At 68.9% G+C, this 23,458-nt stretch carries 36 protein-coding genes; 29 read left to right on the top strand and 7 right to left on the bottom strand.

Annotated elements, in window-relative coordinates:
• Window positions 1-103 precede the first annotated feature (103 nt).
• Both AB0K18_RS43175 and AB0K18_RS43170 read left to right on the top strand, forming a co-directional pair.
• Window positions 104-1,123: a hypothetical protein gene (locus AB0K18_RS43175; RefSeq protein ID WP_364926787.1), complete on the top strand. Its 1,020-nt coding sequence runs from the start codon at window positions 104-106 to the stop codon at window positions 1,121-1,123.
• Window positions 1,120-1,317, top strand: a complete 198-nt coding sequence (locus AB0K18_RS43170; RefSeq protein ID WP_364926786.1) for a hypothetical protein — start codon at window positions 1,120-1,122, stop codon at window positions 1,315-1,317. The genes AB0K18_RS43175 and AB0K18_RS43170 overlap by 4 nt, the downstream gene beginning before the upstream one ends.
• Window positions 1,318-1,391: 74 nt before the next feature.
• On the opposite strand, the gene AB0K18_RS43165 is transcribed toward AB0K18_RS43170, so the two are convergent.
• Together AB0K18_RS43165 and AB0K18_RS43160 are read right to left on the bottom strand one after the other, a co-directional pair.
• Window positions 1,392-2,411 (bottom strand): hypothetical protein, encoded by a 1,020-nt coding sequence (locus AB0K18_RS43165; RefSeq protein WP_364926784.1) that lies wholly within the window; start codon window positions 2,409-2,411, stop codon window positions 1,392-1,394.
• Window positions 2,408-3,196: a ParA family protein gene (locus AB0K18_RS43160; RefSeq protein WP_364926782.1), complete on the bottom strand. Its 789-nt coding sequence runs from the start codon at window positions 3,194-3,196 to the stop codon at window positions 2,408-2,410. The genes AB0K18_RS43165 and AB0K18_RS43160 overlap by 4 nt, the downstream gene beginning before the upstream one ends.
• A gap of 227 nt (window positions 3,197-3,423) precedes the next feature.
• On the opposite strand from AB0K18_RS43160, the gene AB0K18_RS43155 reads away from it, so the two are divergent.
• The 4 genes from AB0K18_RS43155 to AB0K18_RS43140 are packed head-to-tail and all read left to right on the top strand — an operon-like array spanning window position 3,424 to window position 6,814.
• Window positions 3,424-4,665 (top strand): helix-turn-helix domain-containing protein, encoded by a 1,242-nt coding sequence (locus AB0K18_RS43155; RefSeq protein WP_364926780.1) that lies wholly within the window; start codon window positions 3,424-3,426, stop codon window positions 4,663-4,665.
• A 60-nt stretch (window positions 4,666-4,725) separates the two neighbouring features.
• Window positions 4,726-5,061: a hypothetical protein gene (locus AB0K18_RS43150; protein WP_364926778.1), complete on the top strand. Its 336-nt coding sequence runs from the start codon at window positions 4,726-4,728 to the stop codon at window positions 5,059-5,061.
• A complete protein-coding gene (locus AB0K18_RS43145) occupies window positions 5,058-5,924 on the top strand; it encodes an SAM-dependent methyltransferase (RefSeq protein WP_364926776.1) in 867 nt (288 codons plus the stop codon). Before AB0K18_RS43150 ends, AB0K18_RS43145 begins: the two co-directional genes overlap by 4 nt.
• Window positions 5,921-6,814, top strand: coding sequence for a phosphotransferase (locus AB0K18_RS43140; RefSeq protein WP_364926775.1), 894 nt, complete (start codon window positions 5,921-5,923; stop codon window positions 6,812-6,814). Before AB0K18_RS43145 ends, AB0K18_RS43140 begins: the two co-directional genes overlap by 4 nt.
• Before the next feature lie 1,145 nt (window positions 6,815-7,959).
• Here AB0K18_RS43140 and AB0K18_RS43135 read toward each other — a convergent pair.
• Entirely contained in the window at window positions 7,960-8,511 is a 552-nt protein-coding gene (locus tag AB0K18_RS43135) for a hypothetical protein (RefSeq protein WP_364926773.1), read from the bottom strand.
• 212 nt (window positions 8,512-8,723) lie between these two features.
• Here AB0K18_RS43135 and AB0K18_RS43130 point away from each other — a divergent pair, with 212 nt between their 5' ends.
• On the top strand, window positions 8,724-9,368 hold the full coding sequence (locus tag AB0K18_RS43130; RefSeq protein ID WP_364926771.1) for a hypothetical protein: 645 nt from the start codon (window positions 8,724-8,726) through the stop codon (window positions 9,366-9,368).
• A 57-nt stretch (window positions 9,369-9,425) separates the two neighbouring features.
• Here the strand turns inward: AB0K18_RS43130 and AB0K18_RS43125 are convergent, their stop codons facing one another.
• The 4 genes from AB0K18_RS43125 to AB0K18_RS43110 form a co-directional block, all read right to left on the bottom strand.
• Window positions 9,426-9,848, bottom strand: coding sequence for a hypothetical protein (locus AB0K18_RS43125; RefSeq protein WP_364926769.1), 423 nt, complete (start codon window positions 9,846-9,848; stop codon window positions 9,426-9,428).
• A gap of 1 nt (window position 9,849) precedes the next feature.
• Complete coding sequence (locus AB0K18_RS43120; RefSeq protein WP_364926767.1) at window positions 9,850-10,785, bottom strand: hypothetical protein; 936 nt, start codon at window positions 10,783-10,785, stop codon at window positions 9,850-9,852.
• 49 nt (window positions 10,786-10,834) lie between these two features.
• A complete protein-coding gene (locus AB0K18_RS43115) occupies window positions 10,835-11,209 on the bottom strand; it encodes a hypothetical protein (RefSeq protein ID WP_364926765.1) in 375 nt (124 codons plus the stop codon).
• A 482-nt stretch (window positions 11,210-11,691) separates the two neighbouring features.
• A complete protein-coding gene (locus tag AB0K18_RS43110) occupies window positions 11,692-12,234 on the bottom strand; it encodes a hypothetical protein (RefSeq protein WP_364926763.1) in 543 nt (180 codons plus the stop codon).
• Window positions 12,235-12,421: 187 nt separating this feature from the next.
• Between AB0K18_RS43110 and AB0K18_RS43105 the strand changes: the two genes are divergently transcribed.
• The 22 genes from AB0K18_RS43105 to AB0K18_RS43000 all read left to right on the top strand — a co-directional run bounded on the left by AB0K18_RS43105 (window position 12,422) and on the right by AB0K18_RS43000 (window position 23,443).
• A complete protein-coding gene (locus AB0K18_RS43105; RefSeq protein ID WP_364926761.1) occupies window positions 12,422-12,754 on the top strand; it encodes a helix-turn-helix domain-containing protein in 333 nt (110 codons plus the stop codon).
• A gap of 15 nt (window positions 12,755-12,769) precedes the next feature.
• Window positions 12,770-13,102 carry a hypothetical protein gene (locus tag AB0K18_RS43100; RefSeq protein ID WP_364926760.1) on the top strand — a complete coding sequence of 111 codons (333 nt, stop codon included), beginning with the start codon at window positions 12,770-12,772 and terminating at the stop codon, window positions 13,100-13,102.
• A complete protein-coding gene (locus AB0K18_RS43095; protein ID WP_364926758.1) occupies window positions 13,099-13,359 on the top strand; it encodes a hypothetical protein in 261 nt (86 codons plus the stop codon). The genes AB0K18_RS43100 and AB0K18_RS43095 overlap by 4 nt, the downstream gene beginning before the upstream one ends.
• Window positions 13,356-14,219: a PD-(D/E)XK nuclease-like domain-containing protein gene (locus tag AB0K18_RS43090; RefSeq protein ID WP_364926757.1), complete on the top strand. Its 864-nt coding sequence runs from the start codon at window positions 13,356-13,358 to the stop codon at window positions 14,217-14,219. Before AB0K18_RS43095 ends, AB0K18_RS43090 begins: the two co-directional genes overlap by 4 nt.
• Window positions 14,219-15,172, top strand: coding sequence for a hypothetical protein (locus tag AB0K18_RS43085; RefSeq protein WP_364926755.1), 954 nt, complete (start codon window positions 14,219-14,221; stop codon window positions 15,170-15,172). Before AB0K18_RS43090 ends, AB0K18_RS43085 begins: the two co-directional genes overlap by 1 nt.
• A gap of 82 nt (window positions 15,173-15,254) precedes the next feature.
• Window positions 15,255-15,674: a hypothetical protein gene (locus AB0K18_RS43080; protein ID WP_364926753.1), complete on the top strand. Its 420-nt coding sequence runs from the start codon at window positions 15,255-15,257 to the stop codon at window positions 15,672-15,674.
• An 82-nt stretch (window positions 15,675-15,756) separates the two neighbouring features.
• Window positions 15,757-16,056 carry an HU family DNA-binding protein gene (locus tag AB0K18_RS43075; protein ID WP_364926751.1) on the top strand — a complete coding sequence of 100 codons (300 nt, stop codon included), beginning with the start codon at window positions 15,757-15,759 and terminating at the stop codon, window positions 16,054-16,056.
• The gene (locus AB0K18_RS43070; RefSeq protein ID WP_364926750.1) at window positions 16,056-16,337 is read left to right on the top strand and encodes a hypothetical protein; all 282 of its coding nucleotides are present in this window, start codon (window positions 16,056-16,058) and stop codon (window positions 16,335-16,337) included. The genes AB0K18_RS43075 and AB0K18_RS43070 overlap by 1 nt, the downstream gene beginning before the upstream one ends.
• Window positions 16,338-16,351: 14 nt before the next feature.
• On the top strand, window positions 16,352-16,510 hold the full coding sequence (locus AB0K18_RS43065) for a hypothetical protein (RefSeq protein WP_364926748.1): 159 nt from the start codon (window positions 16,352-16,354) through the stop codon (window positions 16,508-16,510).
• An 80-nt stretch (window positions 16,511-16,590) separates the two neighbouring features.
• Window positions 16,591-16,914 carry a hypothetical protein gene (locus tag AB0K18_RS43060; RefSeq protein ID WP_364926746.1) on the top strand — a complete coding sequence of 108 codons (324 nt, stop codon included), beginning with the start codon at window positions 16,591-16,593 and terminating at the stop codon, window positions 16,912-16,914.
• Entirely contained in the window at window positions 16,908-18,335 is a 1,428-nt protein-coding gene (locus AB0K18_RS43055; protein WP_364926744.1) for a DNA methyltransferase, read from the top strand. The genes AB0K18_RS43060 and AB0K18_RS43055 overlap by 7 nt, the downstream gene beginning before the upstream one ends.
• A gap of 23 nt (window positions 18,336-18,358) precedes the next feature.
• The gene (locus AB0K18_RS43050) at window positions 18,359-18,862 is read left to right on the top strand and encodes a hypothetical protein (RefSeq protein ID WP_364926742.1); all 504 of its coding nucleotides are present in this window, start codon (window positions 18,359-18,361) and stop codon (window positions 18,860-18,862) included.
• 64 nt (window positions 18,863-18,926) lie between these two features.
• Window positions 18,927-19,301 (top strand): hypothetical protein, encoded by a 375-nt coding sequence (locus tag AB0K18_RS43045; protein ID WP_364926740.1) that lies wholly within the window; start codon window positions 18,927-18,929, stop codon window positions 19,299-19,301.
• Window positions 19,301-19,564, top strand: a complete 264-nt coding sequence (locus tag AB0K18_RS43040) for a hypothetical protein (protein WP_364926738.1) — start codon at window positions 19,301-19,303, stop codon at window positions 19,562-19,564. Before AB0K18_RS43045 ends, AB0K18_RS43040 begins: the two co-directional genes overlap by 1 nt.
• 9 nt (window positions 19,565-19,573) lie before the next feature.
• Complete coding sequence (locus tag AB0K18_RS43035) at window positions 19,574-19,882, top strand: hypothetical protein (protein ID WP_364926736.1); 309 nt, start codon at window positions 19,574-19,576, stop codon at window positions 19,880-19,882.
• Window positions 19,879-20,241 carry a hypothetical protein gene (locus tag AB0K18_RS43030; protein WP_364926735.1) on the top strand — a complete coding sequence of 121 codons (363 nt, stop codon included), beginning with the start codon at window positions 19,879-19,881 and terminating at the stop codon, window positions 20,239-20,241. Before AB0K18_RS43035 ends, AB0K18_RS43030 begins: the two co-directional genes overlap by 4 nt.
• Window positions 20,238-20,360 carry a hypothetical protein gene (locus tag AB0K18_RS43025; RefSeq protein WP_364926733.1) on the top strand — a complete coding sequence of 41 codons (123 nt, stop codon included), beginning with the start codon at window positions 20,238-20,240 and terminating at the stop codon, window positions 20,358-20,360. Before AB0K18_RS43030 ends, AB0K18_RS43025 begins: the two co-directional genes overlap by 4 nt.
• A complete protein-coding gene (locus AB0K18_RS43020) occupies window positions 20,357-20,569 on the top strand; it encodes a hypothetical protein (protein ID WP_364926732.1) in 213 nt (70 codons plus the stop codon). The genes AB0K18_RS43025 and AB0K18_RS43020 overlap by 4 nt, the downstream gene beginning before the upstream one ends.
• A 21-nt stretch (window positions 20,570-20,590) precedes the next feature.
• A complete protein-coding gene (locus tag AB0K18_RS43015; protein ID WP_364926731.1) occupies window positions 20,591-21,676 on the top strand; it encodes a hypothetical protein in 1,086 nt (361 codons plus the stop codon).
• A 50-nt stretch (window positions 21,677-21,726) separates the two neighbouring features.
• Window positions 21,727-22,587, top strand: coding sequence for a hypothetical protein (locus AB0K18_RS43010; protein WP_364926729.1), 861 nt, complete (start codon window positions 21,727-21,729; stop codon window positions 22,585-22,587).
• A complete protein-coding gene (locus tag AB0K18_RS43005; protein WP_364926727.1) occupies window positions 22,584-22,991 on the top strand; it encodes a hypothetical protein in 408 nt (135 codons plus the stop codon). Before AB0K18_RS43010 ends, AB0K18_RS43005 begins: the two co-directional genes overlap by 4 nt.
• Before the next feature lie 71 nt (window positions 22,992-23,062).
• On the top strand, window positions 23,063-23,443 hold the full coding sequence (locus AB0K18_RS43000) for a hypothetical protein (protein ID WP_364926725.1): 381 nt from the start codon (window positions 23,063-23,065) through the stop codon (window positions 23,441-23,443).
• Window positions 23,444-23,458: the final 15 nt, after the last annotated feature.

The raw sequence follows: 23,458 nt of genomic DNA, 5'->3' as shown, positions 1-23,458 counted from the left end.
AGCGGCGATCCTCCCCCTTCCCATACTGCACGAGCGCGTACGTGTCTCTCGACCCGGGCGGGGCCAGAGCGTGGGCAGAGCCGCCGCCGGATGAGGACGAGACATGGCCGACCGTGACCTCCAGCGCGTCGCCCGCCGTCGCCAGAACGCCACCGGCGAGGACTACCAGGTGGCCCTGAACACCACCCGAGCAGCCTGGCAGCGCCTCGACAACCAGCTCCGCTACACACTCTCCGACGACGTGACAGCGTTCATGCGAGGCGAGGGCTGGCGCGGCATCACTCTCGACGACGTCGAGGACATGCGCACCTGGCTCGCCCACCGCAAGCCCACCTACGAGTGTGACTGGTGCGACGGCGACGGCGACGTCCGCCGCGAGGACACCAGCCTCCAGCTCATCGTTGCCGCATACGATCCGGACCTGAGTCCGGTCACCGCCATGCTCGGCTCCCGCCGCTATCACGCCCGCTGCCGGCCGTCCAAGGTCACGTGGGCCGACAAGGTGGACATTCCGCGTGGGCCTCGAGCCGCTGCGCTGCCGGCGAGCGCCCGGCCGGAGATCGAGGCCGAGATCGCCGTCACCGCGCAGGCGGTCTGGGTGCCGGCGTTGCTGGACTTCGAACCGCAGGACGCCCCCTATGCCGCCAGCGAACCTGCGCTGCTGATCAGCGTGGAGGTGGCCGACGACCGGGGGCAAGGAGCCGGACCGTGGCTGACGGAGCTGGAGCTGGCACTGTGGCGGCCGAGCGGTTTCGACGAGATCATGGCTAACAAGACAGCCGAATCCGGCTGGTCGGTGCGTGTTGTTGACGGCTACCCCTCATCGGCCGCGCCGCAGTGGGTGGCGGTCCGGATGAGCGCGCCAGAGGACGGGGCGATGCCGGATCACCTGTACCTCGGGGCCCTCGATATCCAGGAGGAATGGAGGATGGCCCTGGACGGCCGCAAGCGGCTGCTGGTGGTGGTCGGCCCCCTGCAGGTAGGCGGGGCGGCGCCGGAGATCCCGGGACAGCCCGACGCGGATCAGCTCGCGGAACTCCTCGAAGAGGGCGTGCTGCTGGCGGCGTACATGCCGGTGGAGCTGGACGCACGAGGCGGCACGCCGGAGCCGGAGTCCCGGTGAGATACGGCCTCACGGCATTCAGGCCCGGGTACACCCGCAGCCCACGTCGGCGGCACTACTACTGGGGTGACGGCACCTCGAAGTGCGGGAAGCGTCTGGTCGAGAAGACCGAGGACATGTCGATCCCGCTGTGCCGCCTGTGCGACGTCTCGATGCGCCGTCTGGAACGAGAGCAGGACCGGCGGGCCGCCTGACATGCCGAGGGCGCGTGCCGTGCGGCACGCGCCCTTCAGTAAATGATCTTGTCACACGCGTGTGACAAGATCATTTACTGAGGCTTCGGCTCAAGCGCGCGACGGGCCCGCAGTTCCGCCAACTGTTCCTCATCAACGTCGGACGCGAGCTCGTTCAACGCGGCCCGGTACGTCTCGACCACGTCTTGCATATCCAGCACCAGACCGGCCGCGCCCTCCGGGTAGTGCTGCGCGACCTGCGCCAGCTTCCTGCGGTCGCCATCGGTGCGAAGCTTGAACTGCTGCGCCGCCTTCACCGCCGCATCCGCTGCGCTCTGGTACCGCCTGAACGCCGACTGGACCCGGGCCGGGGCCACGACGCCGGTCAGTACCTTCCCGTCGTCCTTTTCGGCGCCCAGCCCGAGCATCGCCTGCGCCGTCTTCAGCCCGCGCTCACTCGTGTCGCCGGTCTCGACAGCCTTCTCCCAGATAGCCCTCGCCTTATCCGGGCCGACCGCCTGGTCCTTGATCAGGCCAGCCATGACAGCCGCCTGCCGATACGACCAGTCCACTTCCAGGTCCGGCCACGTGTTCACGACCAGGCCGAGGTCCATCATCCGATACAGGTGCTGGCGGGCGTAGTCCCAGCGCTCCTTGGCGTGCGCCTCCAAGTTCGCCACCAGGCCCTCGGCCCTGATCTGGAGCAGTGCCATGCCGATCGTCGCGCCGACGTAATTCCGCATCCGCTTCGCGACGTCGTCAACGACGTTTCGGGCCTCATCGATGATGTTCTCGTAGTCGGCGAGCCGGTCCTTGGGATGAGTCTTCGACGACACGGCGAACTGCGGAGCTGCCGCGAACACCGCCTTGCGTGCGTTCTCGGCGATGGCTGGAAGGTCGGCCTCCGTGAACGCCGGCGTGGTGTCCGGGCTCTCGAAAGTCTCCTGAGACGTGCCGGGCGCCTCGTCCAGGTCCTGATGCTGTTTTGCTTCCTCCCATGTGGTGTGGGCGAGCGGCGAGACCGGCGGCGTATGGTCCTCGACCGCGCCTCTCCTACCGATAGTGCGCCTCTTCTTTTCCTGAGGGGGCCGACGCCGCTGTGGTTGCTCCGTCATGCCGCCACCTCAACTCGGTACTTCATGAGCAGCTCGTCGCCGATGTCTTCGTACTCGGCGAGGTCATCCAGCGGCTTGGTGGACTTCCCCGACTTGCGGTACCACTTCCAGTTCGACGCCTGCGCCGTGAACACGCCGAACCCCATTTCGGCGATCTCGTCGCGTGCTTCCGGCCCCTCATTGGAGTTGGGCACCTTCGTGAGGAGCACGCGGACATCGATCTCCCGGGACAGGTTTCTCGCTGCCTCCTCGGCCGCCTCGAAGGACGGCTCCAGCCGCTCCATCTCCAGCTCCGTGGGCGCGCACGCGATGACCAGCTCGTGAGCCTCCTTCACCGCGGCCTTGAAGATCTCCGCACTCTCGCCGCCGGTGTCGACGACGATGACGTCGTACTTACCGGATTCGATGTTGTCCTGGATGCAGTCGTCGATGTGCTTGGAGGGGAACGAAACCAGGTCGAACGGCCAGCTCCAGTCTGGGTCTTCCTTCCGCATCTCCCTCCACACGTAGCGGTACCACGAGTAGGCCGACTGAGAGAGCGGGTCGCCGTCGATCAGCAGCACCCGGAGGCCGTAGACGATGTAGAAGAACGCGGCGAGGAAGAAGGCGGAGGTCGTCTTGGCGGCCCCGCCCTTCAGGTTGCCCACCATCACTACGAACGTTCTGGGAAGCCGGAGTACTGGCTTGCCTGGCCATTCCGGCGTCGGCCGGTGGATGGAGAACCCATCGTCGGGCAGAGCTGGTGCGGTGTCGGGCGTGAGGCCGGCGGCATCGGCAAGGGTCATGCCGACCACCCGCCCGCGTCGGATCTCGTCATTCGTCTATCTCCTGCAGTGTCGTGCGCGCCGGGGGCGGCACGCGACACCAATCCTAGAGACACAACGCGGAAAAGGCCCGAAACAAGAGCTTCCGAGGCGCGGAGAGCCACGGATCGGTGCCCGAGAACGCCTCGCATGGAATGAGCCCCAGACCGTAGCCTGATGGTGTCGAGGCATCAGGAGGTATGGGGCTTATGGACAACGGTACCAACGATCCCGCTCCGGTGGTATTGACCGTCGGGCAGCGCATTCGCTACTGGCGCGAGCGCCGCGGTATGAGCCAGGAGACGCTGGCCGGGCTGATCGGCCGATCGACCTCGTGGGTCAGGCACGCGGAGGCCGACCGGCGGCCGGCTGACTCTCTGTCGGTGCTGCTCCGTATCGCCGATGTGCTTCGGATCCGCAATCTCACTGATCTCATTGGCGTGCAGTCTCCGCCGGTGAGGATGTTCGTCGGCCCTGGCCATCCTGCTCTGGCGGCAGTGAGAGCTGCGATCAATACCTCGCCGCTGCTGATTCCGCGCGGCGAGGTTCAGCCCTTGGCCACTCTCCGGGCCAGGCTTGACGCGGCCTGGCGTACCCGGCACACCTCGCCGGACCACCGGACCGCGCTGGGGATGATCCTCCCGGACCTGATTCGCGACGCGCAGCTCGCCGCCGCCATGTATGGCGGCGCGGACCGGCGCCGCGCCCAGGCCCTCCTGGCGGAGACCTACGGGCTCGTGCAGATGTTCGTCGCCTACCAGCCTGCGGCGGACCTTCTGTGGCGTGTGGCCGACCGGGCGCTGCTGGCCGCCCAGGAGTCAGAAGACCCGATGGCGCTGTCGTGCGCCGTCTGGTTCCTCGCCCAAGCTCACCGGGACACCGGGGACTACGACGCCGCCCGGGACATCAACGAGCAGGGCATGCAGGCCATTCAGCCGCACCTCGACGACAACCCCACTGTCGGGCTGAGGGCCATGTGGGGAGCGCTGGCCTTCGAGCTGGCCTACACTGCGGCCCGCCTCGGCGATGTAGGAGAGGCGTGGCGGCAGTGGAGCGAGGCGCAGCGCGTTGCGGAAGGGCTTCCCGCGGACTACTACCAGCCGTGGACCTCGTTCTCCCGCGTCATCATGAAAGCTCACGCCGTGACGGTCGCGGTCGAGCTTCATCAGGGCGGAGAGTCGGCACGCCAGGCTTCCAGCGCGGAAAGCATCCCCATCCCTTCGCAGCCCCGGCGCGGCCGGCACCTGATCGAGGTCGCACGCGCTCATCACCTGCAGCGCGACTTCGACGCAGTGCTAGGCGCCCTGCAGCTCGCGCAGCAGACTGCTCCCGAGACCATCAAATACAACGGGTATGCGAAGAGGATGACGTACGAACTGGTGACCGATGGCCCCTCTTACCTGCGCGTTCCGGCACATCAGCTCGCTGACGGAATCGGCCTTATGGTGTGACCGAAAGTAGGCGTCACAAATGTGTCCCTTGCTCGGCTAGCAGCGACTTACAGTCGCCGCATGACACCGACAGTGGCGATGAGTCAGCTGCGAGCTGCACTGGCCATGCGTGGAGTCAGTACCCGCGATGACGACGTGCGGGAGCTGCGCGGCGGCTACAACAGCATCCTGAACCTGCAGGGCCTCGTTATTACCTGCGGGCCCGAATGGATCCGGTGGTTTCTTGCTGCCGACAGGTTGTGGGGATGGCACAGGGCGACCGACCCGGTCGGCGCTGCTCACCGGCTGGCGCGCACCCTGTCGGAGCGTGCCAGCGGCTCTGTCGCCCCCCGGCTTTGTGTCGGCGTCAGTCGTGTTCCCGTGGCGTCGCCAACCAGGACACGAGGCCGGCGATGAGCACTCCCAACCCAGACACACAGATCGATCCCCCACCTGGAGAGCGGTGGGACGCGGCCGAGACGTCGCCCGCAGCTACGTACGCCGCGCTGCGCGGCAGCAAGGGCGCCCTGCCTGCCGCCCGAGCCGCCGGTGACCAGCTGAACGAGGCGCTCGGCAGGGTCGATCTCGTCACCCTGGAGAACGCCCACGCCCTCGGCCGCGCCGTCCGGTACGCCGCCGAGCGGGGCTTCACGCAGTTCGCGGACCTCGGAGGCGGCATCCCCCTCCAGGAGGCGGACAGCTGGAAGATGCCGGACCTCTGCAGCATCGCCATGGAGATCCACCCCGGCCGCCTGCGATGGCTGTTGGTGGACTCCGACGAGCTCGCCCTCACGTACGGGCGCGCGTTCATCGGCAAGCACCCCAACGTCCGGGTCGAGCAGGCTGACCTTCGCCACACCACCAACACCGTGGACCTGCTCCACCAGCACCTGAACATGACGCAGCCGGTCGTCTGCGTCCTGGGCGCGGTGCTGCACTTCATGACCGACCGGGAGGTCACCTCCCTGCTGGCCGCCCTGCACGAGCACCTCGCGGCAGGCAGCCTGGTCATCGTCACGCACGTGACCAGCACCGGCCTGCCATCAGAGCAGGTGGCTCACGGCCGAGCGGTCTACGAGCGCATCCACAAGGTGCGCATCTACCCCCGCACCATCAAAGAGATCACCGACATGGCCGGCCCGTTCAAGCTCCTCGGCCTAGGAGTCGTCCGGACCGTCGACTTCATGCCGCCGCAAGGCCCAGAGCCCGTGGACGCGCCGCACTTCCTCATGTGGATGGCAGAGCGGGCCGCCAACGATCCCCAACGGAGACAACCGTGAACGAGCGATTGACCTGGGAGCAAGCACCGGCCGTCCTCGTGAAGGCCGTAGAGAGCAAGCTCGGCCCGATCAGGAAGGCCGACACCGTCCTCGGACGCCGGCCCGGATTGGCCGCCCGCGTCTACGGCGCGGACGACGACGCCTTCATCAAGGCCATCCCGCTCGGCACGCCGGCCGCCTGGTTCTATCAGCGCGAGCAGCAGGCCACCACGCTGATGCAGTCCTGGAGTCCCGCGCCGATCCTCATGTGGGAGTTGATGACAGACGACTGGCTCCTCCTCGCCATCGAACTCGTCAACGACCACGCCCGCCACGTGGACCTGCGGCCCGGCAGCGCCGACATCGACCCGACGCTGAACGCCTTGCATGAGCTGAGCATCCCGCTTCCCGAGCCGCGCCCGCAGACGGCGGCCGAGTGGTACCGCGCGAAGTGGGCGAAGGCAGAGCACATGCTGAACCTGTCGGCCGATAAGGTGCCCAGCCGCAACCTGTACGAGCAGGCGGTCGAAGGCTTCGACTTCAAGCGGCTGGAGACCGAAGCGCCAACCCTCATCCACGCAGACCTCAGCCGCCGCAACCTGCTCATCAAAGACCGCCGGGTCGTCGCCGTCGACTGGTCGACGTGGTGCATCGGCGCGTGGTGGATCATGCCCGCCACGATGGCCCCGGCCTTCATCGCCGAAGGGCACCAGCCCTGGGAGGTGGACGTGCTGCTGGGCGGCGTCTCCACGCTGTGGCGCTCGGTCCCGGCCGCGGAGGTGGCCGGGCTGGCGGCGGTACAGGGCCTGCTCCACCTGGAGCGGGCGATGTTCGGTCCTGCCGAACGCCAGGCGGACTTCCGGCTTCTCGCAGAGGCCAGCCGGAAGTGGATGACCTACCGGCTCGGCTGACAAGGAACAGATGACGTGGCGTGGCATCCAGCGCTCGACGCAGCCGACACCGCTGCGCTGCCACGCCGCCGATGGGCGGCCCGGTGTCGACTTCCCCGCCGCCCCGCACCGATGACGCAGGCCGGGGGCGGGCGTACGCGGATCCCCCTCGGCCTGCGTCATCGCCAACCAACGAACCTGGTACGACAAGGAGCGATCATGGGCACTCCGGATGCTGACGCGCTGGCCGACGCCACGGGGAGGGCGTTCGTGAAGGAGTGGGGACCCCGGATGCGCCTGTGGTATCTCATGTACTCCCCTCACCGGCGCAGATGCGTGGCGTTCTTCCAGGGCGTCTGTCCGCCGCCGGGCCTCATCGTCGAAGACTCGAACCCGCAAGTGCTGCTGCAGCGCATGGATCAGGAGGTCCGCTCGTTGCAGCGGCACGCAGCGGTGCCTGCTGGAGGCCCTCCATACCAGGGGACATCATGAACGGCCTGTTCTACGCTGCGATGGCCAATCCGGCCCTGCGGCGCCTGCTCGGATATGGCCCAGCGTCCATCCGGAGGCCGGCCACTCCTGACTCCGATCCGCCCGCCGGCGACGACGGCGCAGACGAACCAGCGGCAGGGGAGGACTCTTGAACCGGGATGGCCGCGATCACTCCAACGAGCCTCCGCGCTTGCGCCGTTCATGAAGCCAGGGCGTCGCTGGGCCGCGCAGGGTCAGGGGATTGCGCGGCCCAACGGTGTCGCTGTCCACGCGCTGCTGGCGACCGTCTCTCTGCGCCGGCAGCCCGTCCGTCCCAGGGTTCCCCCGTGCCCTGGGGCGTAAGGGCCGCGGAGCTGACCCCTCCGCCTCACCCCGCACCGGGGTAGCTCCGCGGCCCTCCACCCCCGTCCTGGACAGCCCCCGACCGGCAGCCCCAGGCACCTCCCGCGTTCCGCGCCACCCCCGGCGGAACCGCCAGCGAAGGGCAGGCGTGATGGTGACTCCCGACGGCGGCTACTACGGCCACGCGCTCGGCCTGGACGGGCCGCCGAGGTTCCGCTGGCTGGCGGCCTTGTTGCGGTGGCTCGACGTGGACACCGCTGAGACCGCGCTCAAGCAGCGCCCGCACCAGTCGCGGCAGCGTCTCCGGCGCGCGAACGCCGCAGCTCGCTGCGTCAGTCGGAGACGCGCGAGGGGAGCCGCAGGTGATTGAAGAAGGCGTCCAGTGCGTCCGCCGTCCATGACGACATGGTGACCTGCCGCGCGTCGTCGTCGAGGTCGCCGTTGAGGTCCTCGATATCTCGCCTGATCTGGTCCATAAGGTCGGGGTCGCGCATCTGAACGCTGATGCGCGGCGTGGTGTCCCCCTCCACGTAGGGAACGTCGTCGATCACAGCGTTAATCTGGCTGGCGCGCAGCGGCTTCGGATACAGGCCGATGCCGAGCCGTCCCATCGCTGCCTTCGTGACGGCGTCCTTGACGCCGTACCCGGTGATCGCGCAGTACAGCGACAGCCTCCACTGGGTGTCGAAGCTGATCACGGACGACAGCGTCTCGTGGCCGACCTTGCGGGCTCGTTTCTTACGTTCGTGCGGCGTCTTGGCTGAGGCGGCGCTCGGCGTCCGGGAGGCCGGCGTGCTGCCGGGGCTCTTGGTGGCCTGGGCCAGGCTGAGACCGGCCTCCGTGGGATCGGGCTCGTGAAACAACACCATGGGGTCGGTGCTCATGCGCCTGCCTTCAGTGAACTCGCGGTCGATGCACTAGTTTCCCTCAATGCGCTCGATTCGCAAAGTGCTTGCACTTATCCCCAGGTCAAGGACCCATGCGAGACCTTCAGCCCGTACGCTTAGCCCTGGCGTGCCAGGAGGGGGAACTGGAGATGCCGGAAACACCAACGGGGGAGCAGCCGCTGTGCGTGGCTACGTGGTGCGGGGGAGACATGGGGCCGCGGCCGGCCTCCACCGGCCTGCTGTGCCGGTGGCACGCTGAACGGCTGGCGCGCGACGTCGCCGTGACGCCGCTGCTGACGCGCTGGCTCGGCATGCACACCGCGGCCGCGGGCGGCGGCCACGCCGAGCCGGTGTCCGGCAGCCGCGAGCGGGGCACGCCGGTCCGGCTGGACGTCATGTCGATGCTGCTGCCCGGCGCCGTTCATGCGCCGGCCGGCGACGAGGACCAGACCGGCCCGCCGTCGATCCCGTCGACCCTCGCGGCCTGGGCATGGCAGGTGTGCGAGGAGCGCGGACTGGCCGGGCCGAGCCGGTGGGACGACGTCGAGGAGCTGGAGCGCTGGCTGACCCCGCACCTCGGCTGGTGCGCCGGCCGCCCGTGGATTGATCAGATGTGCGAGGACCTGTCCGCGCTGCGGCGGTGGGCGCACAGCCTGGTGCCGTGGAAGATCCACCGCGCGGACAAACCGGTGCCGTGCCCGGACCCGGCCTGCGACATGATGGCGCTCGTCCAGGTCGCCGGTGAGCCCTACGTGGAGTGCGACGAGAGCGTGGGCGGCTGCGGCAAGCTGCTGACCATCAGCGAGTACGCCGCCTACGTGGCCGTGCTCGCCAGCCACCACGCCGCGGCCTGAACATGGGAATCGGCCAGGCCCCCGGGCGCGGCGGGGCCTGACCGACGACCTAGGAGGTCACGCCGCCGGCGGGGCCAGCAGCTGCGGAACCCACAGCTGAGACAGCATGTGCGTGCCCAGCGACTGCAGCGACGCGGCGACCTCCGGCGAGATGGAGTGCTCCGGCACGCGGATGGTCGTCACGCCGTCACCGGTCACTTCAGGCCTGACGAGGCGGTGCTGCAGCGGCATGCCACGCCTGCGCTCGATCCGGAACTCACCGATGTCCGGAGCGATGCCCAGGGGAGTGACCACGCCGGCCAGCTTCTCCAGCACTTCGACGCTGACGTGACCGATCATGTCGATGAGCTGCTTGTCCATCTGCCGCTCATCGATGAGGCCACGCACCGTGGTGCCCTCCACCAGCGCGAACACCGGGCCCATGCCAGGAGGGATCAGATGGGGGTCCACCCCCAGATACCTACAATCGATCATTGCCACCTCAGCTCAGCCAGTGTTTCGTTGCGTAGTGCACGAGCTGCGGCCGGGTCTTCACACCGGCCAGCGCGCACATTCGAGTGACCCGCCGCTGGACCGTGCTGCGGGAGCAGCGCAACGACCGGGCGATGCTGTCGAGCTTCTCCCCTGCGATCACCAGCTGCAGAGCCACCAAATCCTCAGGTTCCAGCTCGCGGGGCACCGCCGAGGCGTGAGACGTTTCGAGGTCCAGCGGCGTCGCCGCCTCCCAGTCCGCCTCGAACTGGGCGAGGAGCCCAATCAAGATCGCCGGCGAGGTCGTGCGCAGCATCGGCAGCGGGGTCCGGGGCTCCTCGGGCGTCAGCGCGATCCGCCGGTCGCTGATGACCAGCTTGGTCGGCACCGCCTCAGCGATGCGGATGCGGGCGCCCCAGGCGGCGGCGTTGCGGATGCTGGCCAGCCCCCCCGGGCTGGCCAGGATGCCGCGCTCGTAGATCATGCGGCGCAGGGGAAGCGTCGAGGGGTCGTGGTCCGGCGGCGGAGGGGTGAAAGGAGGCAAATGCTCGAACGGGGTGGTGAAGACCTGCATCCACTCCACCTGCGTGCGCCGGTCCAGCTTCTCGTAGACCTTGCGGAGTTCCTCGCGGGTCGTGATGCGCTCGACGATGGGGGAGCTGGTGTAGGCGGGGTTGGCCTTCCAGCGGTCCTGCATGGTCTCGACGTGGATCTCCAGCGCCTCCACCCGGCTGCGGGCCGCCTCCAGGAGCGGTCCAAAGGCGCGCTCGGGCGCCCGGGCTGCCGGCGGCTTGCCGATGACGAACCCTGCCTCGCGTAGTTCCGCGAGCGTGTCGTCCACGTCGGGGCCGAGTTTCTTCCGCAGGTCCGCGACGGGGGTGGGGCCGTTGTCGACCAGGTAGCCGTACAGCTCCGATGCTGCGGCGTCGAGACCCATGCGCTTCACGTGCTGTCCTCTTCGGCGTTGTCTTTCGGTCGGAGGGGAACGGAGAGCCTTAGACACCACCGCCGACCGAGTTGTTCGTATCGGACTTGGCCGGCACCGTGGTGACGGTCACCGTGGACGTCGTCTCGGTCACGGTCTTGGTGATGACCTTGGACCCGTCAGGCTTGGTGACGGTCTGCACGGACTCCGTCTTGGTGGTGGTGACCGTGGGGGCGGACGTCGTTGGGTCCGCCAGCGGCGGTGTCGTCGGGTCGTCCGCCGGAGGGGTGGACGGTGCCGGGGTGGGGTTCGTGGTCGACGTCGCGGTGGGGGTGGGGGAGGGGGTGGCCTCGGGCTCGTCTGCGTGCGCCGCGGTGGTCATGCCGGCCAGCAGGACGGCGGTCAGGACGAGGGCGGGCAGGCGCAGGCGCCGGATCGTGGGCAACAGGACTCTCCTGGTGTTCTGGACGTGAAAGGAGACCTCGATTCGCGGCAAAGTGGACACACCCCCGCAACGGCCGCGAAGCGAAGTCGAGAGACTGTTGTAAAGGACGGGGTTATGGTCTGTCCACTATCTGAGCCATGACGGCTTTGACCAATAAGAGTCATGACCGAATGTGGTCAGAAGCGGTCGCTGTCGGGCGATAACGATCGGATACCGAGCGGGTTTGCATCAGGGAACCAGGTAATCCTGAACGACCGGATAGGCGTCTGTGGCGCTGCGTGAGAGGGCTGGCATGCCCGCTGATCACTGGATTATGGCCTCCGCCAGGGAAGCGCGATCGGCGTTTCGGGCATTGCGCCGGGCCTGAAGCAGGAACAGGCGGCCCCACGCCGGTGAGGCCGCCTGACTCGCGACTCAGGACGAGCTATGTAGCTGTGCGTAAATGTATTTAAGTAGTGCCGTAATTACTGCCCGTTCAAGATTCAATCACCAGTGGGCGTCCGGTGGCGCTTCATCAGCTCGGCGAACGACTCGAGGTTCGCCATCGCCAGGTCGCGCTCCGCCGGCGTCAGGTCGGACATCATCTTCAGGAAGTCCTGAGCCGTGCGGCGCAGCCGGTCGCGCTCTCGCGGCGGCATGTCCTGGGAGACGGAGATCAGCAGCCGGGCGGTGTTCTCGCCGTGGACCTCCAAGACCTCACGGTAGGCGGTACGCAACGTCCGGAGCTCCTCGGCCGCGTCCTTCCGCCCGGCCGCCTCCAGTTCCTCGGGGGTGCCGTTGCACACTACGCCGACAGCGGCGAGCCGCCAGGCCGGTGCGAGCGAGGCCGGTCGGCCGGCGAGCATGTTGCGCAGGGTGGACTCTGGTATCCGGAAGTCGTGCTCGGTGCTCATCAGGCGCTCGCTCAGGTCGGACAGGGCGCTGGCCGCCCGCCGCACGGTGAGGCTGGCTCGTTCGATCCACTGGCGGAGTAGTAAGGACTCGGGGGGCAGGTGGGCGGTGTCCTGCGGCGGAGTGTGGTGCATGGGGAAGGTCTCCTCGCGGGGTGTGTGTGTACCTCCCATCGTTCCCGTTGCGCACGTGTTGCGCAACGAGAACGACTGATCTTGTGAGCGTTTTCCCAGGAAATCGCGCTTTTCACATCTTGACCGTTTGTCAACAACGCCCGTTGGCCCTTGTTTTGCGCGCAAAGCCCCCGGTAATCTTTGCAATGTGATCTTTGCAATTGATGATCATGATCTTGGGAAACTTGATCATCGAGCCCTGGCGGACCTCGCCCAGCGCGTCAACACCCTGCTCGCCGCCCGCATCGAGGCAGCCGAGACGGACTTCGACGCCCTCGACACGCTCGGCGTCGTCGAGGCGGCGCGCATCATGCGCATCACCGCCCAGGCCGTACGCAAGCTATGCCGCGAGAAGCGGCTACCGCACTACCGCCACCCCGAGCGGGGCGGCTACTTCATCCCCCGCAGCGCGGCCCTCGCCTACCGCGAAGCCCGCCTGCCCGAGTACGTCGCGGCGGCCACCACCCACACCGCCGCATAACCCCGAAGGACAGCCATGATCACCACGCTCAACCCCGAGACCAGAACGCTAACCACGGCCCACAACCAGATCACCATCGCCTACGCCGACAAGACCCGCCAGGGCCGCCCCGGCGTGATCCTCGCGCACGTCCCCGACGACGGCAGCGCCACCCGCTACACCGTCCACACCCACCACGCGCTCGGCTGGATCCAGATCAGCAGCAGCGCCATCCTGGAGCCGGGCGCCGCCAAGACGCTGCTCAAGAGCGACTATGAGGTAAGTGCTACCACTCACTTTCAAGCCTGGCAGCCGATGCTCGACCTGCTCAACCTCGCGCTCCCCACGACCGCGAAGCAGGTCGCATGACCACACCGGCTCCCGCACCGGCCCTCGACCACACGTTCGTCGACCGGCTGCTCGACCGGATCGCCCTGCACGTCATCTCCGAGCAGATCAACGGCGAGACCTCCTGCGAGGCCGTGCTCCGCGATCTGCTCCGGATGGTACGGCTGCACCAGGAGCCCGACGTCCGCCTGGGACCGCTGTTCACATGGGCCGAGGAAGAAGCCGCCCGGCGCGTCCGCGACCAGCGCACCCAACACCCGCACGGAATCTACGGATGACCAGCACAGCCATCGCCATCACCGCGCCCGGCGTCTACGACATCGACGCCGAGGCGTACCACGCCGACCCGGTGCCGGGCGGCAGCCTGTCCTCCAGCGGAGCCCGCAAGCTCATGCCGCCAGGCTGCCCCGCCCTGTTCCAGTACGAGCGCGACCACCCGCCAGCCCCCAAGCGCGAGTTCGACCTCGGCCACGCCGCCCACCTGATGGTGCTCGGCATCGGCCCCAAGCTCGTCGTGCTCGAGCACGACGACTACCGCACCAAAGACGCCCAAGACGAGCGCGACGAGGCCCACGCCGCAGGAGCCGTCCCGCTCCTGCGATGGGAGTACGCCAAGGTCAAGGAAATGGCCGCCGCGCTGCGCAAGCACCCGCTCGCCAGCGCGCTGCTCCAGCCCGGTCAGGGCGCGGCCGAAAAGACACTCGTCTGGCGCGACCAGGAGACCGGCGTCTGGCGCAGGGCCCGCCCCGACTGGCTGCCGCACCCACGCACCGGCCGGCTGATCGTGCCCGACTACAAGACCACGTCCCAGCCCGACCCCCGCAGCGCCCTGCGAGCCATCTTCCGCTACGGCTACCACCAGCAGGGCGCGTGGTACCTCGACGGGCTCCGAGCCCTCGGCCTCGCCGACGAACGGGCCGCCTTCGCCCTGATCTTCCAGGGAGTGAAGCCGCCCTACCTGGTGCACGTACAGCAGCTCGACGCCGACTCCGAGCGTCTCGGCCGCATCCGCAACCGCCGCGCGCTCGAGATCTACGCCGAGTGCGTCGCCACCGGCACCTGGCCCGGCTACGGCGACGACGCGACCATCACCCGCCCGCCCGCGTGGGTGGAAACCCAGCTCTACGAGGAGATCTAGTGGCAAAGACCCAAGCCGTCGAACACTCCGCGCCGCCCCTGCCCATGGGCGGCGTGATGAGCCAGGCCACCACCATCGAAGCGTCCCGCGCGGTCGCCGAGGTCGCAGGCGCGATCAGGGTGGCCCAGGAGGTGCCCCGCAACATGCAGGTCGCCACCACCATGATGCGCGAGGCGACTTCTCAGATGGGCCTGGCCGAGCGGGCCTTCTACAAGTACCCGCGCGGCGGCCAGTCGGTCACCGGCGCCAGTATCCACCTGGCGCGGGAGCTGGCCAGATGCTTCGGCAATGTCGACTACGGCATCGTCGAGCTGTCGCGCGACGAGGAGAGGGGCCGCAGCGAGGTCAAGGCGTGGGCGTGGGACATGCAGACCAACGCCCGCACCAGCAACACCTTCATCGCGCCGCACATGCGTGACGTCCGTGGCGGCGCGCAGAAGATCACCGACCTGCGCGACGTCTACGAGAACAACGCCAACCTCGGCGCGAGACGGCTCCGCGAAATGATCTTCGCGATTCTGCCGTCCTGGTTCGTCGAGGAGGCCAAGGAACGCTGCGCCGCCACCCTCGCCCACGGCGGCGGAGTCCCGCTGGCCAAGCGCATCGCCGACGCCATCGCCGGATTCAACGCGATAGGCGTCACCGTCGACCGGCTCGAGAAGAAGGTCGGCCGCCCCAACGCCCAGTGGACCGACTTCGACGTCGCCAACCTCGGCGTCACCTACAAGAGCATCCAGCGCGGCGAGGTCACCATCGCCGCAGAGTTCCCCGACCAGCCGGTCACCGCCGATGAGGTCCTGCAGGGCGCCGCCACGCCGCCCCCACCCGCTGTCGAACCGCCCACGACCAGCCCCGCCACCGGGACCGCCGCTGGGCCCGCGGCCGACGCCGCCGGCGACGACGGCTGGCCCGAGGTCGCCAAGCCCGGCAGCGGACGCGCCAGGAACGCCTGACCCCTGATCTCCGCCTGGTGTCCGCCGTGCTGCGGCGGCGGCCACCAGGCGGCCCCACCTGCTGAACCTGAAGGAGAACGCCATGACCAAGCCCGCCGAGCAGCCCTCCGCCAACCCCGCGACGATGCCCGACGAGGTGATCGACGCCAACCGCCAGCAGTACGTGGCCTGCATGGGCAGAGCGGCAGAACACGACCGCCAAGCCCACGAGGCCGTCAAGCGCCTGAACGTGAAGATGGCCGAGAGCGCCCGGGTGCGCGAAGCCCTCGCCAAGATCGAATCCGACATCGCGGCGACCGAGGACTACCGGCGCGACCAGGCGGAGGCCGCACGCCAGCAACGCGACCTCGCCGCAGGCTACGGCCGCGTGGTCACCACCTTCGGCGGCGAACTCCCCCCTACCCCGATCGCCACCGGCGACCCGCTCGACCCGAACACCCCCATCCCCAGCACCCTCCACGGCCAGCGACCGACGCTCGTGCCGGTCAGCAACGCCGGATGAGCCTCCTCGCCCCCATCACGCTCCGCCTGCGGGCACTCGCCCGCAGGCGGCACCGCCGACCGAAGCACCGGAAGGACACCCGTTGAACAAGGCCCAGTTCACCGCCGCCTACGCCCAGCGCCGAGGCCGCGACCCCAAGGACGCCAAGCAGGACGTCCAGGCGTTCCTCGACCAGCTCGTCGAAAGCCTCGCCGACGGCCATCGCGTCACCTTCAAGGGCTACTTCGCCCTCCGCACGCAGAAGCGCCGCGCCACCAGGACCCACAGCTTCGGCATCCGCCAGGTCGACGTGCCCGAACAGATCACCGTGAAGTGGCGGACCGGCACCAATCTGCGCGCGGCCGTCCAGCAGCTTCTCGCCGACAGGCAGGAGGCCGCCTGATGGAATACCGGTTCGCCACCACCATCCACATGGAGATCACCGCAGCCTGGGACCAGGGGCTGGAGTCGTTCCGCGCCTCCGGCCAGACCCGAGGCGGCGAGCTGAAGTTCGAGATCGGCGGCCCCCGCCACTACCCGACCTTTCCCGCCTTCCAGGCCGCGCTGCGACGCAAGGGCATCACGGTCGCCAGCGTCGACGCCAACCGGCTCCTGGAGGACCAGGCAGCCGCGCAGGCCGCCGCCGCACGCGAGGCCGCCCTCCGCGACACCAACGCCGCATAGACCAGAAAGAACCCATGTACGACACCCCCCACTCCTGGCGCCCCGCCGACGCGCCAGGCGACGACACCCCCACCCCCTGGGAGCCGCTCTGGAACTTCCTGTGCTTCGTCGGCGGAGCGGCCATCCCCTGCCTGCTGGTCGCGATCCTCTGGTTCGCCACCCGAAACATCTGAGGTAAGTGCTCGCACTCACGCTGGGCGGCTGCCCACCCACAGCCGCCCGGCCAGCATCACCCCGAGAGGACCCACGCCCCATGCACACCTGCGCCAGCCCCGCCTGCCGCAAATCGATCCAGCCAGGCCAGCGCCGCCGACCAGGCCCTGACGGACAGACCATCTGCAACCCCTGCTACATCCGCTGGCACAAGGCGGGCCGCCCCGCCGACGTGCCGCCCCCGCCCGAGATGTCCACCGGCCACGCCCGGGGCCTGCAGCGCCATGCCGAAGCCGCCGCCCGCGCCGAGCAGGCGCGCACGCTCGCGCTGGTGTACAGCCCGGAGGAGATCGCCGCCGAGATGGGTCTCACGGTGACCACCGTCAACGGATACCTGCGGTCGCGGCCGGAGATGGCGTGCTGATCAGGCACCACGGGATCGACAGCTTCGGCGTGTTCGATCAGTTCTCCGGCGGTGGCGGCGCCACCTACGCCTGCCACCAGGTGCCGCACATCGACCCGCACGAGGCGTTCGGCGCGAACCACAGCCTCCCCGCGATCGAGACGTGGCTGGCCAACAACCCGCTGGCCCGCTGGTGGCACGGCGACATCCAAGCCCCCGACGCCGTGGGCAACTTCCCCTACCGGCCGATCATGTGGAGCTCGCCCGCCTGTCCCGCCTGGACGAACGCCAACGGGGAGAAGGTCTACTTCGACCGCGAGAACCAGCTCGCCTTGTGGGTGCGCCCCGAGGAGCTGACCCAGGCCCAGGCGGAACGCATCCGCAGCCGCGCCCTCATGGAAGAGGTCATCCGCTATCTGAGGCACTGCATCGAGGTCTACGGCCGGCCGGTGCTCGCCGGATGCGTCGAGAACGTGTGGCAGGTCAGCAAGTGGGCGTACTGGCGGCGCTGGCTCGACGAGCTGCGCAAGCTCGGCTACGTCGTCAAGGTGATCGCGCTCAACTCGATGCACGCCGAGCCGCGCGCCACCCTCAGGGCGCCCCAGTCCCGCAACCGCGCCTACATCGCGATCATCCACGAAAGCGTCGGCCGCACCCCCTACTGGGACAAATGGCTGCGCCCGAAGGCGTACTGCCCCCGCCACGACGGCTGGATCCGCGCCCTGCAGGTCTTCAAGCGGCCGGGCGTCGAGATGGGCGTCTACGGCATCAAGACCGGCCAGTACGTCTACCGCTGCCCGCTGCACGCCTGCCGCGGGCAGATCGTCGAACCGCCGGTGCTGCCCGCCAGCACCTGCATCGACCCTGACGACCCGGGCACGCCGATCGGCGACCGGCCCAGAACCGACGATCGGCCGTACGGGCTGGAGGAGTCGACGCTCGACCGGATCGTCGCCGGGATCACCAAACGCTGGACGAACGGCCAGACGCCGCCATTGATCCTGCCCATGCGCGGCGGCGGCGACAAGCTCCGCTCCCGCCTGGCCGACGTCGACCCCGCGCACACCGTCTCGGCCGGAGGCTTCCACCACGGCCTGGTGTCCGGGCTGCTCGTGCCGTACTACGGCAACGGCAACGCCATCACCGTCGACGACCCCATCGGCACCATCCCGACCCGTGACCGGTGGAGCCTCGTTAACCTCGCCCCCGGCCTCACCGTCCACCTCGACCAGGTCCTGTTCCGGATGCTCAAGGTGCCCGAGCTGCAGCGGGCGATGAGCTTCCCGGCCGACTACATCCTCACCCCGACCAGCCAGGCCGGGCAGCTCCGCCTGCTCGGCAACGCGGTCACACCCCCGGCGGCCGAGGTCATCATGTGCGCCCTCATGGAGGCGCTTGTCGGCACCGACATCAGCCGGTACGCCCTCGGCCTCGCCGCATAACCCCTCACGAAAGGAACACCGCCATGTCCACCACCCTCCCCGCGGCCGCCCTGCGCGGCCGGGACCTGTACGACCGCGTTCTGCAGGAACTCGACCGCGAGCAGACCCTCGGCTACGACCACAAGTTCTGGAACCAGAACTCCTGGCGCTCGCTCCACCCCAGCCAGTTCTCCCACTACGACCAGCGGGCCTGGAACCCCGGCCGGGGACGGAACGGCACCATGATGTGCTTCGGCGCGCTCGCTTGCGACCTCGCCGGTGGGCGCTGGCTGGTCGACGTCACCGACAGCGGGCCCACCGTCAACGGCAAGCAGCTGGACCTGCTCCACTTCCGGTGGGCAGACCTGGAGCTGCTGCACGCCGAGCCCGACGACCACCCCAGCCACATCACCACCCTGTACGACCACCGGGTCATCGACGTTGAGTACCGCGCCCACCGCCTCCTCCAGGTCAAGCACCTGACGCCCTTCTACGAGCGGCGCGACCTCGACCTGCTGCGCGCCAAGCGCGACGAAATCTACAGCTGACCACCCCTGACCAGCGGGAGCCGTACCCCGTACGGCTCCCGCTCCCATACCCGGAAGGGACGCCATGGACTACTACGAGCAACTCAGGCGCATCGACCGCCAGCGCCGCAGAACCAACGCCGTCCTGCTGGGCACCGGCGTGGCGATCGTCGCGGGCCTCATCACGGTCGCCCACCTAACCGACGACGACGTCGAGGAGGTCACCGCCGTCTGCGTAACCCCCAGCCCCGCCCTGGACGGCTCCTACCAGATCGTGGACGACCGCTTCTGCGAAGGCGGCAGCCACCACACCTACATCTACTACTACGGCGGCACCACGACGAGCGGCTCCGTACGAGGCGGCACAACGGTCCGCCCGTCCCACGCCCAGATCGTCACCCGCTCCGGCAAGGTCGTCCAGCGCGGCGGCTTCGGCGGCCGGGGACGGAGCGGCAGCTGATGGCCTCGATCCGCTTCTTCGGCATGACGCACCAGACCTGGCAGAGCGACGTCCTGCAGGAGGTCTGCCAGGACCCGCGGCTGCCCGACATGCTGCGCTGGCTCGCCGACGCCGGCCTCGAGGTGGCGCTGAGCCGCTACAAGGGCCACCACACCGTGATCCTGCGCAGCCCCACCATGCAGCCCGGCAAGGCGTTCCGTGCCGCCACCTGGTACGACGCCGCCGCCCGCGCCCTGCTCTACGTCACCACCCCGGCCACCTGAAGGGACACGATGCGCCAGTCCACCATCACCGAAGCGCCGTACGACTCGCACGGCAACCTCTGCCACTACCCCTCCGGAGTGGCCGAGATGAGGAAGATCGAGAAGTTCCTCGCCATCCTCACCCTCGACGGCAAGTACGGCAGCGCCTGGTACTTCACCGGCGACGACGGCCGCAAATGGCCTATGTTCGACTGCCACTTCCAGGAGCTGGTCCAGGCGGTCACCCTCGTCAAGGGCGTCACCCCTCGCGCCGTGTGGACCATCCGCAAGATGGGCCGCAACTACGGCATCCGATTCGTGCGCGAGGCCACGGCATGACCAAGCACGAGATCAAGCTCCGCGTCCTGGCCAACCCCGACACCCTCGGCGGCTGGCTGCTCGCGTCATGCACCTGCGGCACCTGGCGCACCTCGCAGGTCTTCACCAGCCGCGCCACGCTCCCCGACGCCGTCAACACCGCAAAGACCCTGGCCCAACGGCACCACCTCATCGCCGACCACACGATCACGATTACGAACGACCCTCACCCCGTGCAGGGCGGCAACGTCTGGGGCTCCTGCTCCTGCCTCGGCTGGGGCACCGTCCAGGGCTACGTCCGCAATCTCGGCCAAGGCGTCGCCGAGCGGCTCGTACGCCACCACGCAGACGAACACCTGAAGGAGATCGCGAACCGATGACTGCGACAAGCGCCGACGCACTCGCCCGCGAGAACGCCGCCCTCAGAGGCGGGCTCTTGGGCCCGCGCGTCTCCGCCAGCGAAGCGCTCGCCGAGGTCAAGGAGCGGCAGAGCCGATGACCGCGCCCACCAACCGCTTCGGCGTGCTCAGGACCAGCCTGGTCACTGTGTGGTTCATCCACCTCTACCTCGCCGCGCAAGCAACGGTCGAAGGCTGGGACGCCGCCGTCCTGCCCCTCTTCATGCTCGCCGTCATCACCGGCGCGCTGGGCACGACCATCCACCCCGACCCCGCCCTCAACCATGAGGAGGACGCCGATGCCCACTGACCGGTCGCCGGGGCGGCCGAGATGAGCCGCAGCGACATCGACAAGGTCATCGCCGCCGCCAAAAACCTCAAGCTCGACATCCAGCGGTGCGGCGGCTCCCGCATCACCGTCCGGAACCCGCGCACCCGCCACAAGCACAACCTGTCGGTCGGCACCGCCGGTAGCTCCCTGGACAACGCCCTGACCACCGTGCGGCAGCTCAGCCGCGGCACCTCGCCCGCCCCACCACCCACGACCGAAGGAACCGACATGCCACGCGAGACCTGGTGGCCGCCCCGCGAGCTGCTGATGCGGGCACGCCGCGCCGGCGTCGTCGTCTGGCTCAACGGCGGTGTTCTGCAGACCTCGGCCGGCCCTGACGCTGACTACCTGGTCCGGCGCTTGCACGACCGCGCCGACGAGATCATCCCCCTGCTCACCCCCAACGCACCCACGACCCCGCCCGCCGAGGAAGAAGCCACGACCATGCCCACGATCGGCGAAACCGCCAAGATCACCCACGCCGCCAAGAAGCGGCCTGGCGCCCCCGCCAGCCGCCGATGGGACGTGCCCGAGCACGCCCGGCTCGTCTGGGACTTTGTCCGTGAGGAGGCCCGAGAACAGGGCAACCGGGCGTTCGTCTGCGACGGCCGCCAGGGTGTGCTGTGGGAAGGCAGTCTCCGCACCGTCTGCGCCGAGCTCAACCGCCACCAGCGCGACGACGTCTCCCGCTACCTCGCCCAAACGCTGAACATGCGTTGCCACAGCCAGAACGCCAAGCCGCTCCCGCGCTGGTGGGTCGCCGACGAGTGGAACAGCGGAGACCTCACCGTCACCGCGGCGGCACCAGCACCCAGCCCCGCCGAGGAGGCCCGGCCTGCGCGACCGCAGGACACGCCGCCGGCACCCTCGGGCAGCGCGCTGGAGGTGCTCACGATGTGGACCGAGCGCACGGCCCGGCTCACCAAGGAGCGCGACGAGGCGCTCGAGCGCGCCCGCAAGGCCGAGCAGCGGCTGACCGAGGCGGAGAAGGCACGCGACGAGGCGATCGCCGAACGCGACGAGCTGCGCGCCTACAAGGAGAACATCGACGCGGCGTTCGCGCAGATCAAGAGCACCCTGCAATGACCCCCGAAACCAGCACCAATCCCCGCACCACTCACCCAATGGAGACCGCCATGCCGACCACCAAGGTCATCAACATCAGCAACCACCGGATCGAGCACCCGACGCTGGCCGACGTGTGGACCCAGTACGTTCACATCACCCCAGCCCTGGCCGAAAAGATGCTCGAGGTCAACACGCGCAACCGCAACCTGCGCGAGCGCACCCGCGACGCCTACGCCCGCGACATGCACGCCGACAACTGGCTGTTCAACGGCGACACCTTGTGCTTCGGCCGCGACGGCGACGTGCTGGACGCCGTCCTCCTCGACGGCCAGCACCGGCTGAACGGCGTGATCGCCAGCGGCGCCAGCATGTGGATGCTGGTGGTGTACGGGCTGGAGGTCGCCACCCAGGAAACGATGGACAACAACGTCGTCCGCCAGGTCGCCGACCACCTCCGCATCAACGGCGTCCCCAACGGCAACCACGTGGCCGCGCTCGCCCGCAAGGTGATGCTGTGGGAGTTCGGCGTCTACACCCTCAAGGGCAGCATCAAGTGGACGACCACCGAGCTGCTCGACCTGATCGACGAAGACGACCGGATCGTCACCAGCGCCGCCTGGGCGAACAGCAACGCCCGTTACATCGACGCGCCCGCCTCGATCGTGTCGCTCGCCCACTGGCTGCTCCACCAGCGAGACGCCGAGCAGGCCCACTGGTTCATGCACCGGCTGGCAGATGGCGTGATGCTGGAGGAGGACCACCCGGTGCGCAGGCTGCGGCAGCGGCTCGGCAAGGACGCCCGCCTCAGCGACGCCGAGGTGCTCGCGCTCATCATCTCCGCCTGGAACGCCTACCGGGCGGGGGAGAGCCGCAAGCGGCTGCAGCTCCCGAACCCGATCACCAACGACACGATGCCGAGGCCGGCGTGATCCCGGCGAGCGGGCTGGCGAACCACCATGACGAGGCGGAGGAGAAGGACTTGATGACCAGGAAGCCGAGCCCGGAGGGGCTGACGGCGGCGGAGAACACGCTCGGCGGCGCGCTGCGGACGGGCTCGCCCCTCCGGCTCGCCGAGTACGTGCGAATCGCGCTCGAGGCGGCCCAGCCGTACGAGGACGAGGCCCGCAACCAGGAGCTCGCGGACCGGCTCGAAGGGCAAGGGCTTCGGGTAAGTGCTTCTACGCATTTCCACCCTGTCGCAGATGGGCTGGCAACGGCCATCCAGGAAGCGATGAACAAGGAGATCGACGCTGGGGAGATCCCGATCGGGACGCTGCTCGCGCAGGTCGCCTATCTGACGATCGCGCAGATGCTGCGTGAGGGTCGTCTGTAGCAAGACGGGCAGGGGCGTCCTAGTCTCATAGGGCGCCCCTCGCCCTATTTGTACGACCCGGAGGGGGCTGGGTGGCGGAAAGTCTGGTGGGGGAGGTCGCGGCCTGGCTGGGCACGCCGATCGCTCAGGGCCTCACTGACAAGGAGCGCGTCGTGCTGTTCGTGGTGGCGGAGCGCTGCCATCGGAGGACGCGCCGGATGTTGTGGCACCGCGGCGACCGGTTCGCGGACGGCAGCCCGATGACGCTGTCGGACCTGATATGCGAGCGGGCTGGCATGACGGCGCGGACGCTCACGGACGTGTGCCAGCGGCTCGCCGGCAGGGGGGTCGAGGTGCGGGTGGAGATCGGGCGGGACTCGCTCGGGCGGCCGGTGTTCGCGCACCGGGGGCGGGCGGTGGACTACTGGCTGCCGCCGCTGCCGCCGTCCGTGAGGCTCCCCGACCGACGCTGAAAGGGTACGGCCGCC

The sequence above is a fragment of the Nonomuraea sp. NPDC049421 genome (genome assembly GCF_040677005.1).
Lineage (GTDB): Bacteria > Actinomycetota > Actinomycetes > Streptosporangiales > Streptosporangiaceae > Nonomuraea > Nonomuraea salmonea.
The sequence above is the reverse complement of the archived record's forward strand: the minus strand, read 5'-3'. Positions and strand labels throughout refer to the sequence as shown.